General features: G+C 33.9%; 11 protein-coding genes. All 11 read left to right on the plus strand.

Annotation, left to right across the window (positions count from 1 at the left end; all coding sequences use genetic code 11):
- Positions 1-411, plus strand: a complete 411-nt coding sequence (locus RLT85_RS10190) for a nuclear transport factor 2 family protein (protein WP_311401934.1) — start codon at positions 1-3, stop codon at positions 409-411.
- Positions 412-516: 105 nt separating this feature from the next.
- Positions 517-1392 carry a succinate--CoA ligase subunit alpha gene (sucD, locus tag RLT85_RS10195; RefSeq protein ID WP_311401935.1) on the plus strand — a complete coding sequence of 292 codons (876 nt, stop codon included), beginning with the start codon at positions 517-519 and terminating at the stop codon, positions 1390-1392.
- A 384-nt stretch (positions 1393-1776) separates the two neighbouring features.
- On the plus strand, positions 1777-3102 hold the full coding sequence (locus RLT85_RS10200) for a hypothetical protein (protein ID WP_311401936.1): 1326 nt from the start codon (positions 1777-1779) through the stop codon (positions 3100-3102).
- Between the two features lie 16 nt (positions 3103-3118).
- Complete coding sequence (locus tag RLT85_RS10205; RefSeq protein ID WP_311401937.1) at positions 3119-3724, plus strand: DUF6705 family protein; 606 nt, start codon at positions 3119-3121, stop codon at positions 3722-3724.
- 109 nt (positions 3725-3833) lie between these two features.
- Positions 3834-4580: a 3-oxoacyl-[acyl-carrier-protein] reductase gene (gene fabG / locus RLT85_RS10210; RefSeq protein WP_311401938.1), complete on the plus strand. Its 747-nt coding sequence runs from the start codon at positions 3834-3836 to the stop codon at positions 4578-4580.
- Between the two features lie 21 nt (positions 4581-4601).
- Positions 4602-6629, plus strand: a complete 2028-nt coding sequence (locus RLT85_RS10215) for a vWA domain-containing protein (RefSeq protein WP_311401939.1) — start codon at positions 4602-4604, stop codon at positions 6627-6629.
- A gap of 19 nt (positions 6630-6648) precedes the next feature.
- Positions 6649-7464 carry a prohibitin family protein gene (locus tag RLT85_RS10220; protein WP_311402007.1) on the plus strand — a complete coding sequence of 272 codons (816 nt, stop codon included), beginning with the start codon at positions 6649-6651 and terminating at the stop codon, positions 7462-7464.
- Positions 7465-7685: 221 nt separating this feature from the next.
- Positions 7686-8543, plus strand: coding sequence for an ATP phosphoribosyltransferase (gene hisG, locus RLT85_RS10225; protein ID WP_311401940.1), 858 nt, complete (start codon positions 7686-7688; stop codon positions 8541-8543).
- 71 nt (positions 8544-8614) lie between these two features.
- Positions 8615-9898 (plus strand): histidinol dehydrogenase, encoded by a 1284-nt coding sequence (gene hisD / locus RLT85_RS10230; RefSeq protein WP_311401941.1) that lies wholly within the window; start codon positions 8615-8617, stop codon positions 9896-9898.
- 96 nt (positions 9899-9994) lie between these two features.
- Positions 9995-11047, plus strand: coding sequence for a histidinol-phosphate transaminase (gene hisC, locus RLT85_RS10235; RefSeq protein WP_311401942.1), 1053 nt, complete (start codon positions 9995-9997; stop codon positions 11045-11047).
- A 49-nt stretch (positions 11048-11096) separates the two neighbouring features.
- Complete coding sequence (gene hisB / locus RLT85_RS10240) at positions 11097-12239, plus strand: bifunctional histidinol-phosphatase/imidazoleglycerol-phosphate dehydratase HisB (RefSeq protein ID WP_311401943.1); 1143 nt, start codon at positions 11097-11099, stop codon at positions 12237-12239.
- The last annotated feature ends 49 nt before the right edge of the window (positions 12240-12288 follow it).

The raw sequence follows: 12288 nt of genomic DNA on the forward strand, positions 1-12288 counted from the left end.
ATGAAACAGGCTAAAGATATTGTTAAAGCATTTTATGAGTCAGATATTGCGAATGATCCCAATATTTTAGAAGAATTTTTTCATCCTCAAGTAAAGGCCATTTGGAATGGAGTTGAAGGTTTGACTACCTTAGATTTTAACGATTTATCTGATTTCTTTACAGACATTAGAAAAAATTACAAAGACTTAAAAATAGAAATAAGTCATTTGCTTCAGGATGGTAATTCAGTAAGCATTCGTTATAAATATTACGTACGTCCTATTGAAAATCCAGATGAAGAAATAGGCATTGCTCATTTTCTATGTATTTGGGAAATAAAAGACGAAAAGTTACATAGAGGCTACCAAGTAAGTCAGCCTTTTAAAGATAAAGATGAAGAAGATACTTCTTATGATGAGGTAAATCTTTAATTTTTTTTAAAATTGCGCTAAAAAAGTTACCTTTGCACTGCTAGCTATAAAAATAATAGTTAACATTTTTAAATAGAGAAACAATTAATAAAACCCAATAATCACATGAGTGTTTTAGTAAATAAAGATTCAAATATAATCGTTCAAGGTTTTACCGGTAGTGAAGGAAGTTTTCACGCAGAACAAATGATAGAATACGGTACCAATGTCGTAGGTGGAGTTACTCCAGGAAAAGGAGGACAAAAACACTTAGACAGACCTGTTTTTAATACGGTAGCCGAAGCGGTGAAAGAAGTAAATGCAGATACGACCATTATTTTTGTACCACCAGCTTTTGCTGCCGATGCAATTATGGAAGCTGCCGATGCAGGAATCAAAGTTATTATTACCATTACAGAAGGTATTCCTACAGGCGATATGATTACCGCTGCAGAGTATATTAAAGATAAAGATTGTAGATTAATTGGCCCTAACTGTCCAGGTGTAATTACTCCAGGAGAAGCGAAGGTTGGTATTATGCCAGGTTTTGTTTTCAAAAAAGGAACTGTAGGTGTTGTATCAAAATCTGGTACGCTAACCTACGAAGCTGCAGACCAAGTGGTAAAACAAGGTTTAGGAATTACTACCGCTATTGGAATTGGAGGAGATCCTATTATTGGAACTTCTACCAAAGAAGCAGTAGAATTATTAATCAACGATGATGAAACAGAATGTGTAGTAATGATTGGTGAAATTGGTGGACAATTAGAAGCCGAAGCTGCACAATGGTATAAAGAAAGCGGTTCTAAAAAACCAGTGGTTGGCTTTATTGCAGGAGAAACTGCACCCGCAGGAAGAACTATGGGCCACGCAGGAGCAATTGTAGGTGGTAGCGAAGATACTGCTCAAGCTAAAAAGAAAATCTTAGCAGAATGTGGAATTCACGTCGTAGATTCTCCAGCAGAAATAGGATTAAAAGTTGCTCAAGTAATGAAAAAATAGTGTTATTAACACATCCCAAAAACCTCTTGAAAATCTCAAGAGGTTTTTTTATGCCTTAATTTTATTTAACAGTATTTTGGATGAAATATTGTATTATTTTGATTTTTTAGATATATTTATGATATATTAACTTAATAACTGTTTACATGAAAAATCTCAATTCATTCCCCCCCCCTTAAATTTTTTAGGAGAAGTAGATTAATTTTTATAAAAAAGCTCAGTTTTCTATCTGCTTTTTCTGTCTTATTTTTTGCTTGTGACAATGATGATTTCTTAAATACTTCAGAGCAACCAATTTCCCAATTTAAATCAGTTGATACATTATTTAGTTTTAAAGAAGTAAAGCATGAAATAATAAAAAATAATATTGATTTTATAGAGAAAATGCCTTCTGAAAGTTTTGGAAATAGACCTACCGAAAAATCTGATACCTTAACCTATAATGGAATTTCAATCAATAAAAATTTTATTATTTACTACCAAGATATCGATTCAGATTACCACTCTTATACCTTTCCAGTCTTAAAGAATCCTGAGAAAGGTGGTTTTGATAATATTCTTATCAGTTACCATATTGAAACCAATTCTTACAAAGATTTTTTGGTACATTATGATGTTACCGAATTAGAAAGAGAACTTTTAAATACAGGAAAAGAAGTTCAAAATATAGAACAAAAAGTTAATTTTCAACAGTTAGATGAAAATTATTTTTCTGAAATGCTATTGGGTAAAATATACTATGAGGATGGTTGTTATTATTCTTCTCATTATTTTCCAGACCATTGTTGTAGTGGCCAACATATTTATGGTGAAGCATGTAATTGTACAGAAGCAGAAGGTCAAGCTCAAGACTCAGGAGAAACTTTTATGACTTTCTTAGGATGCCCTAATGGTGATGGAGGTGACGCACCGTCATCCCCACCAAGCTCAACTAGTGGCCCTAACCATCCTGGGGGATCAAATTCACATTCTACTTTACCAGCAAGTTGTAGAAAATGCATAGAAAACGAAGAGGACGAAGAAGAAGAAATTTTAACATCTTGTGAAAAAATAAAAAAGGCTTTTGAAGATTTTCCAAATTTAAAAACAAAACTGCAAGCTATAAAAACAAAAACAAGTGAAACCGTAGAGCATGGTTTTTATGCGTTAAAAGGCGGTAGCGGTATTGAAGATCAAGCTCCAGGAACCAATGGGAAGATAGACTTTAATCAAAACCCTCTTAAGAAATACGTAATTATAGCCCACTCGCACAATAGCCTGGCAAGTGAAACGTACTCTGTTTTTTCTTGGGACGATTTATACTGGCTTGCAAATGCGATTAGAAAAGGTAGTATTAAAACCAGTAAGTTTGTGATGTTTTTGACGACTGCGGATGGTACCAATTATGCTTTAACTATTAGTAATCGTTCTTCTTTTAAAAACTTTTTTGCAGATATGGATAACATGTCACTTACAGAACAGGCAAAATTTTCTAAAATGGAACAGGTACAAAAAAATGCTTTCAGTAAAAAAGAAGCTCCTATAAAAGAATCTAATCAAACGACTACCGAGCTTGCTAACGAAGAAAGGGAGTTCTTAAAAATGTTGCAAAATGCAGATTTGGGTGCAGAAGTCTTTGAATTTGATGCCAATTTTGAAAATCCTAAAGAATTAAGCCTTACCAATCCAAATATTGGAAACCCTACGGTAAGTGAAGCAAATTGTGAATAAATTAAAACCTAATAAAATGAAAAAAATACTATATATTTTATGCTTTACTATCTTCAGTTTAAGTTGTAAAGCCCAAGAAGTTGTCAATATTAATCAATATGGAAGTTTATTTAATAATGCTGGAAAGTACTATAAAGATGTTAATAACGTTTTTGATGACTTTGTAGGAACATGGCAATGGCAAAACGGGAGTCAAACTTTTAAAGTTACATTATGGAAAGAAACAATGGATGAACAACTAAATGGTAATGAACCATCTTTTTATATGGATGAAATAAGAGGACATTTTCAACTTCTAGAAATGCAAAATCAAAATGGAGCTTTGGTAGAAGTAGAGCTTTATAATTCTCATAAAAAAATAGGTAATACCAATAAGTGGTGGCAGCATGTTATTTCTGGTGATACTCACGATGGGATAGAGTTTTCTGGTTTAATTAGAGATGTTTCTATAGATTATCCTAATTGGCAAGCGGGAGTAGGAGGTCACCTCAAATTAACTATTATTCCTAATACACCTTTGCAAATGCAATGGGAGGTAAGTTTACCTGAGGGAATGTACGGCATTGGGCAGCCTACCACGTTTAATATTCCTACAGATATAACTTTAACTAAGCTTTATTAAAACCCATTTAAATTTTTAAAACCTCTTGAAAATCTCAAGAGGTTTTTTTATGCCTTAACGGCATAGTTGCTTATATTTGAAGCTAGGTTTATTAATTAGACAATTAACTATGAAATTATTAGAAGGAAAAAACGCAATTATTACTGGTGCTAGTAGAGGTATTGGAAGAGGAATTGCGCTGGTTTTTGCTCAACACGGAGCCAACGTAGCTTTTACCTACAGTTCTTCTGTAGAAGCTGCACAAGATTTAGAAAAAGAATTAACGGCTTTAGGGATTAAAGCAAAAGGCTATAAAAGTAATGCAGCCAATTTTGAGGAAGCTCAAAAGTTGGTAGAAGATGTAAAAAAAGATTTTTCTAGCATCGATATCTTAATAAATAACGCGGGAATTACCAAAGATAATTTATTGATGCGTATGACCGAAGAGGATTTTGACAAGGTGATAGACATCAACTTAAAATCGGTTTTTAATATGACCAAAGCGGTACAGCGTACCATGTTAAAACAACGCAAAGGAAGCATTATTAATATGAGTTCTGTCGTTGGCGTTAAAGGTAATGCCGGACAGTCTAATTACGCAGCTTCGAAAGCAGGAATGATTGGTTTCTCTAAGTCTATGGCCTTAGAATTAGGCTCTCGTAACATTAGAACCAATGTAATTGCTCCTGGATTTATAGAAACTGAAATGACCGCTAAACTCGATGAGAAAACGGTAGAAGGTTGGCGAAATGCAATTCCGCTAAAACGCGGGGGAAGTCCAGAAGATATCGCCAATGCTTGCGTATTTTTAGGAAGTGATTTAAGTAGCTACGTTACAGGGCAGGTATTGAATGTAGACGGCGGAATGCTAACCTAACATCTATTTTATAACAATTTAATGACAGGACAAACCCTTCTTTTTACGATTTTAGCAGCTATTGTAGCTATAGGCTTGTCTTTGTTGTTCTATTTCTATAACAGCAAAAAGAAACGCTCAAAACACTGGATTATTTTCAGTGTTTTGCGCTTTTTAAGCCTGTTTTCTCTATTTTTATTACTGATTAACCCTAAGTTAGAAACATTAGAGCTTTCTACAGAGAAGCCGAATCTAGTGGTTGCGGTAGACAATTCTTCCTCTATTGCGTATTTTAATGAAGAAGAAAATGTAAGATCGTTTCTTCAGCAAATAAAAGATCACCAAGAGTTACAAGAGAAATTTAAGGTAGATTATTATAGCTTCGGAAGTGAAATAAAAAAAGTAGATACACTTTCCTTTACGGAAAACAAAACCGAGATCACTCCATTATTTGACAACTTAACCGAAATTTACGCAGAACAAGTAACGCCAACGATCCTTATCACTGATGGAAACCAAACCTACGGAGAGGATTATTTATTTACAGCAAAACAATATCCTCAAGATCTCTATGCGGTTGCCGTGGGCGATACCACATTTTACAGCGATTTAAAAATTGAAAGAGTTAACGTAAATAAGTACGCTTATCTAAATAACAAGTTCCCTGTAGAGGTATTTTTAAATTATACTGGCGACAAAGCGATTACCAAAGAAGTTAAAATTGAATTAGGAAATACGAAAGTGTTTTCTAAAAAGCTCTCTTTCTCTAAAGAAAAAAATAGTGAAATTCTTCAACTTCATTTACCTGCCAATCGGGTAGGTTTGCTTTCTTATACGATTACTGCGGAAACGATAGAGAACGAAAAAAACACCAACAACAATACTAAAAAGTTTTTAGTAGAGGTGATTGATGAAAAGACGAATGTTTTAATACTGTCATCATTCTTACATCCAGATTTGGGCGCATTTAAAAAAGCGATAGAAAGCAATCAGCAGCGGGAAGCTTCTATCAAGCTAATTTCAGATTTTAAAGAGAGTCTGCTCGATTATCAATTGGTTTTATTGTATCAACCTACTTCGGCTTTTAAAAGTGTATTCGATCAAATCCGTAAAGAAAAACTCAACAGCTTAATTGTTACAGGTACAAAAACTGATTATCAATTTTTAAATAAGAGTCAGGATTTCTTCCGTAAAGAGATTTTTACGCAATTGGAAGAGTTTCAACCGAGTTATCATTCCGGTTATAGTAGTTTTCAGCAACCCGATATTCAGTTTAGTAGTTTCCCTCCTTTAAAAGATAATTTTGGAGATGTGGCTTTTAAAACGGCTCCGCAAGTTCTGTTATATCAAAACATTAACGGCGTAAAAACCAATCTTCCGATTATCGCTACAACGGAGGAAAATCAGCAGAAAACGGGATTTTTATTTGGAGCAAATACTTGGAAATGGAGAGCCAAAAGTTATGTACAACAAAAAAGTTATGAAACGTATGATGATTTTTTCGGAAAAATAATTCAGTATCTTTCCTCTAATCAACGCAGAGAACGCTTAACGGTAGATGCACAGGCTTTTTATAATTACGGGGATAAAATTAGTATTCTCGCTGGTTATTTTGATAAAAACTATACGTTTGATGACCGTGCTAAACTTCAAATTTCACTTCAAGAAAAAGAAACCGAAAAAACGTATCAATATCCTTTTATTCTTCAATCATATAGCTACGGAGTAAATTTAAATCAGCTTCAACCAGGCACTTATACGTATAAGGTGACGGTAGAGGAAGAAAATATTCAAAAAACAGGCAGTTTTACTATTGTAGATTTTGAAGTGGAAAAACAATTTTTAAATACTAACCTAGATAAGCTTCAAAAAATTAGTGAAGAAAACGTATCTTTCCTCTCTCAAGGTACGGCTTTATTGACTCAACTTGTAGAGAGTAAAAATTACCAATCCGTTCAAAAAAGCGCGGTTAAAAAAAGCAGTTTGATCGACTGGAAAATTCTCTTAGCTATTATCATAGTTTGCCTTTCGGCGGAATGGTTTTTAAGAAAATATAAAGGATTAATTTAAAATTGATATGAAAGAAAATATGGAAAGATTACCAAAATTAGCATTACCGATAGTATTTATCGCCATTGTGGTTATTATTTTAATTTTTAAAAGTACTGTAACCATTGGGTCTGGAGAAGCAGGCGTGCTTTATAAAACTTTTGATGGCGGAGTTGTAGATGACCAGCCACCTTTAAGTGAAGGTTTCCATTTTGTGGCACCTTGGAACAGCGTATTTATCTATGAAGCAAGACAACAATCTTTAGAGGAAAAAATGCAAGTTCTAAGTTCTAATGGACTAGAAATTAAACTAGATGCTTCTACATGGTTTCAGCCAAAATACAATGATTTAGGAAAGTTACATAAAGAAAAAGGTGAAAAGTATATAGAACGTTTATTAAAACCAGCCGTTAGATCTGCGGCTAGAGCTGTAGTAGGACGATACAGTCCAGAGCAGTTGTATGCTAGTAAACGAGAAGCGATTCAGAATGAAATTTTAGAGGAAACTCAAATTCTTTTAAAAGAACAGTACGTGCAAGTGAACGAAGTTTTGGTAAGAGATGTTTCTCTACCAACAACCATCAAAGATGCGATTGAGCGTAAATTACGTCAAGAACAAGAGTCTTTAGAGTATGAATTTAGATTAACCAAGGCAACTAAAGAAGCTGAGCGTCAAAAAATTGAAGCTGAAGGTAAAGCGAGAGCAAATACGATTTTAAGTGAATCTCTTACAGATAAGGTATTGAAAGAAAAAGGAATACAGGCTACGGTTGAGTTGTCTAAGTCTAATAATACAAAAACCGTTATTATTGGAAATTCAGACAATGGGATGCCATTAATATTAGGAGATAACTAGACAAAACTTAAAGTTTTATCAAATTAGAAATTTTTCCAAAATATTGTATATGTTATGCAATCATAATGACAGCATTTAATTTACATCATCATTTTCACTTCCACGCTCAGGCGAGGTGATAATGTATTTGAGGTAATTCAAAAATATTTTACAAACCCGTTTGAGTAATCAAACGGGTTTTTTGTTTTTAAACCCGACTGCTCAAACATATAAATTTACGTATGAAAAATTTAAAAATTGCAATTCAAAAATCGGGAAGATTACACGACGATTCTTTAAAAATTTTAAAAGAAGCTGGTATTTATATCGATGACGCGCGAGGACAGCTAAAGACTTCTGCTAGAAATTTTCCTTTAGAAGTTTTATACTTAAGAAATGCAGATATTCCCCAATATTTAAGAGATGGGGTGGTAGATGTTGCCATTATTGGTGAAAACTTGTGGGTAGAAAAAGGAAGTGATCTCCCCATTGCAGAAAAATTAGGCTTTTCTAAATGTAAAGTTTCTATAGCAGTTCCTAAAGACTCTTCTTATCAAAATTTATCGGACTTAAATGGTAAAAAGATTGCTACTTCTTATCCCAATACGGTTAAAAATTATTTGGTTAAACAAAATATTTCAGCAGAATTACATATCATTAGTGGTTCTGTAGAAATTGCGCCCAATATAGGATTGGCAGATGCAATTGTAGATATTGTTTCTAGTGGTAACACACTTTTTAAAAATAACCTAAAAGAGGTAGAAGAGATTTTAACGAGTGAGGCAATACTATCAGTTTCTCCTAAAATAGAGTCCAAAACGAAGCAAATATTAGAAAAACTTCAGTTTAGAATACAATCGGTTTTAAAAGCCAGAACTTCTAAATATGTATTGCTTAATGCGCCTAATAATAACATCAAAGAAATTATTAAAATTTTACCAGGAATGAAAAGTCCTACACTACTTCCCCTAGCCAAAGAGGGATGGAGTTCCCTACATTCGGTAATTGAGGAAGAAAGATTTTGGGAAGTAATCGACGATCTAAAAGCTAAAGGAGCTGAAGGCATCTTGATTTGTCCTATTGAAAAAATGGTGTTATAAAATTAAGTAGGTTTAACTAAGAACTAATATTTTTTAAATGGAGATTTTAATTTAAATTCAAGATTAAGAATATGCATATTATAAAAAATCCGTCGTCAGAAAAATGGTCAGACTTACTAAAAAGACCTACGCAAAGTCTTGAAAATATAGAGTCCAAAGTGAACGAGATATTTAAAGAAGTGAGCTCTAAAGGAGAGCAGGCTCTCTTAAAATATACGCAACAATTTGATGGTATTTCTTTACCAAATCTTAACGTAAGTCCACAAGAAATAGGGGAAGCAAAGAATTTGGTGCCAGAAGAATTGCAGCAAGCGATACAGCAAGCAAAAGAAAACATCACTAAATTTCACGCAGCTCAAAAAACTGGAAAAATAAATGTAGAAACGCAAAAAGGAGTACAATGCTGGCAAGAAAAACGTCCCATTCAAAAAGTAGGATTATATATTCCTGGGGGATCAGCACCTTTATTTTCTACTATTCTTATGTTAGCCATTCCTGCAAATTTAGCGGGCTGCCAAGAGATTGTTTTGTGTTCCCCTCCCAATAAAGAAGGAAAATTAGATCCTGCTATTTTATATACGGCAAATTTATGTGGTGTAACCAAGATTTTTAAAGTTGGAGGAATACAGGCCATTGCAGGAATGACGTTTGGAACAGAAAGTATTCCAAAAGTATACAAAATTTTTGGTCCAGGGAATCAATTTGTAACGGTAGCCAAGCAATTGGCGACCAAATATGATGTAGCTATAGATATGCCTGCGGGACCTTCTGAATTGCTCGTGTTTGCAGATGAAACAGCTAAAACTAATTTTGTAGCTTCAGATTTACTATCTCAAGCAGAACACGGAGCCGATAGTCAAGTAATTTTAGTAAGCACTTCAGAAAAGATGCTTCAGGAAGTAAAAGAAGAAGTGAAAAAGCAATTAGAATCGCTTCCGCGGAAGCAAATAGCGACTAAAGCAATTCAAAATTTTAAGCTTATTTTGATGAATACAGAAAAGTCTGCTTTAGCGCTTATCAATGAATATGCGCCAGAGCATTTTATTGTTGTTTCCAAAAATGAAGATTTTTTTATTGACGGAATTAAAAATGCAGGTTCCGTTTTTATAGGAAATTATACGCCCGAAAGTGCTGGAGATTATGCTTCTGGAACAAATCATACCTTACCTACCAATGGTTTTGCCAAACAATATAGCGGCGTAAATTTAGATAGTTTTTTAAAGAGTATGACATTTCAAAAAATAGATGCAACGGGAATTAAAAACCTAGGAAAAACAATCGAATTGATGGCGGAAGCAGAAGGTTTACACGCGCATAAAAATGCAGTAAGCTTACGCTTGAAGAGTTTGGAGTAAAATAAGCTTAGTTGGAACTATAAAAATGAACATAAATGATGTTTAATTTCTACCGAATACTACAGAAAATAAGGCTTAATAGAATACGATTTAGATATGAAAAAAGAATTTAACCTACAAAACCTAGTAAGGTCTAATGTAAGAAAGCTGCAAGCTTATTCATCTGCTCGCGATGAATTTAAGGCAAATAAAACCGGCATTACTTTTTTGGATGCAAATGAGAATCCGTTTGAAAATGGCCTCAATCGCTATCCAGATCCGCAGCAGCGTGAATTAAAATCCGCTTTAGCGAAATTAAAAAATGTAAAACCAACTCAGATTCTTTTAGGAAATGGGAGCGATGAAGTTTTAGATCTTTTATTTAGAGCTTTTTGTGAGCCTAAAGAAAATAATATCATCACTTTACCGCCAAGTTATGGTATGTACCGCGTTTTGGCAGAGATTAATGCGATTGAAAATAGAGAGGTTTTATTGGATGAAGATTTTGAACCTAACTTTCGTGCGATATTAGAGCAGCAAGACAACAACACCAAACTTTTGTTTATTTGTTCTCCAAATAATCCAACAGGGAATTCTTTTGATGCCCGAAACATTAAGAATCTATTGGAGAATTTTAATGGTTTGGTGGTGATTGATGAAGCGTATATAGATTTTTCGAGCTATGAAAGTTGGGTAAATTTTTTGGATATCTATCCTAATTTGGCGGTTGTGCAAACTATGTCTAAAGCTTACGGAATGGCGGGAATTCGTTTGGGAGTTGCTTACGCTTCCGCGGAAATAATCACGGTCTTAAACAAAATAAAACCTCCGTATAATATTAATGAAGTCACTCAGCAACACGCTTTAAAAAGAGTTTTGGATATAGATAAAGTAATGGTTGAAGTAGAATCTATTCTCAAGCAAAGAGAACAGCTTATTCCCGAATTATCGTCGATAGGATATTTTGAAAAAGTCTATCCTAGCGATGCCAATTTTGTACTGGTAAAAGTAGATAATGCCTTGCAAAGGTATCAAGAATTGATACAAAAAGGAATTGTGGTTAGAAATAGAACTCACGAACCTTTATGCGAAAATACGTTAAGATTTAGCGTAGGAACCCCCAAAGAAAATCAAAAATTAGTGCAAGTTTTAAAAGAAATGGATTCGTAGAAGTTTTTTTCTATAGCCTACTAAAATGTATTGTAAAAAATTGAATAAGATGAAAAAAGTACTTTTTATAGATCGTGACGGAACTTTAATTCTAGAACCCAAAGATCAACAAATTGATTGTTTAGAGAAGTTAGAATTTTATCCTGAAGCCATTTATTACCTTTCTAAAATTGCTAAAGAATTAGATTATGAACTGGTGATGGTGACTAACCAAGATGGTTTAGGAACCAAAGCATTTCCGGAAGAAGATTTTTGGCCTATTCAACACTTTATAGAAAAGGTATTCGCTAATGAAGGGGCTGTTTTTGTAGAAAGTTTAATTGATAAAACTTTTGCTAAAGACCAAGCAGATACAAGAAAACCAAATATTGGTTTATTAAAGCAGCAAGCCTACTTAGCAGAAGGTGAATATGATTTGAAGAACTCTTTTATGATAGGAGATCGGTTAACAGATATGGAATTTGCTTATAATTTTGGAGGACAAGGTATCTTTATAAATACGCACGTAGAATTAGGTGCAGATGAAATTAAAAATGATAAAAAGGAAGTTGTAAATGCAATTGCGTTAGAAACCAATTCTTGGCGAGAGATTTATGAGTTTTTAAAGCTAGAAAATAGAACAGCGCAGGTAAAGAGAAAAACCAATGAAACCAGTATTTCCATAGAATTAAATCTAGATGGTACAGGAAAGGCTCAAATAGATACAGGAATTGCATTTTTTGATCATATGCTAGAGCAAATTGCGCGCCATGGCAATATGGATTTAGTGATTGAAGTAAAAGGAGATTTGGAGGTAGACGAACACCACAGTATTGAAGACACGGCTATCGCATTGGGGGAAGTTTTTTCTAAAGCTTTGGGAAACAAACTGGGTATAGAGCGTTACGGTTTTTGCTTACCTATGGACGATTGTCTAGCGCAAGTTGCTATTGATTTTGGAGGAAGAAATTGGTTGGTTTGGGAAGCTGATTTTAAGCGAGAAATGATAGGCAAAATGCCTACAGAAATGTTTTATCATTTCTTTAAATCATTTACCGATGGCGCAAAGTCCAATTTAAATATTAAAGCAGAAGGCACTAATGAACACCATAAAATTGAAGCCATTTTTAAAGCTTTCGCAAAAGCCATGAAAGCGGCCGTAAAGCGAGATACAGAAAAAATGCTATTACCTTCAACCAAAGGAATGTTATAAAAGCCCCTTAACCCCCGAAGGGGGAATTTGATTTATATATTGATTTAGA

The sequence above is a fragment of the Mesonia ostreae genome (assembly GCF_031845265.1).
GTDB lineage: Bacteria > Bacteroidota > Bacteroidia > Flavobacteriales > Flavobacteriaceae > Mesonia > Mesonia ostreae.

What these genes read in the sequence shown, in the direction of transcription:
- RLT85_RS10190 (WP_311401934.1), top strand. Translation starts at nt 1, where the DNA reads ATGAAACAGGCTAAAGATATTGTTAAAGCATTTTATGAGTCAGATATT.
- sucD (WP_311401935.1), top strand. Translation starts at nt 517, where the DNA reads ATGAGTGTTTTAGTAAATAAAGATTCAAATATAATCGTTCAAGGTTTT.
- RLT85_RS10200 (WP_311401936.1), top strand. Translation starts at nt 1,777, where the DNA reads ATGCCTTCTGAAAGTTTTGGAAATAGACCTACCGAAAAATCTGATACC.
- RLT85_RS10205 (WP_311401937.1), top strand. Translation starts at nt 3,119, where the DNA reads ATGAAAAAAATACTATATATTTTATGCTTTACTATCTTCAGTTTAAGT.
- fabG (WP_311401938.1), top strand. Translation starts at nt 3,834, where the DNA reads ATGAAATTATTAGAAGGAAAAAACGCAATTATTACTGGTGCTAGTAGA.
- RLT85_RS10215 (WP_311401939.1), top strand. Translation starts at nt 4,602, where the DNA reads ATGACAGGACAAACCCTTCTTTTTACGATTTTAGCAGCTATTGTAGCT.
- RLT85_RS10220 (WP_311402007.1), top strand. Translation starts at nt 6,649, where the DNA reads ATGGAAAGATTACCAAAATTAGCATTACCGATAGTATTTATCGCCATT.
- hisG (WP_311401940.1), top strand. Translation starts at nt 7,686, where the DNA reads ATGAAAAATTTAAAAATTGCAATTCAAAAATCGGGAAGATTACACGAC.
- hisD (WP_311401941.1), top strand. Translation starts at nt 8,615, where the DNA reads ATGCATATTATAAAAAATCCGTCGTCAGAAAAATGGTCAGACTTACTA.
- hisC (WP_311401942.1), top strand. Translation starts at nt 9,995, where the DNA reads ATGAAAAAAGAATTTAACCTACAAAACCTAGTAAGGTCTAATGTAAGA.
- hisB (WP_311401943.1), top strand. Translation starts at nt 11,097, where the DNA reads ATGAAAAAAGTACTTTTTATAGATCGTGACGGAACTTTAATTCTAGAA.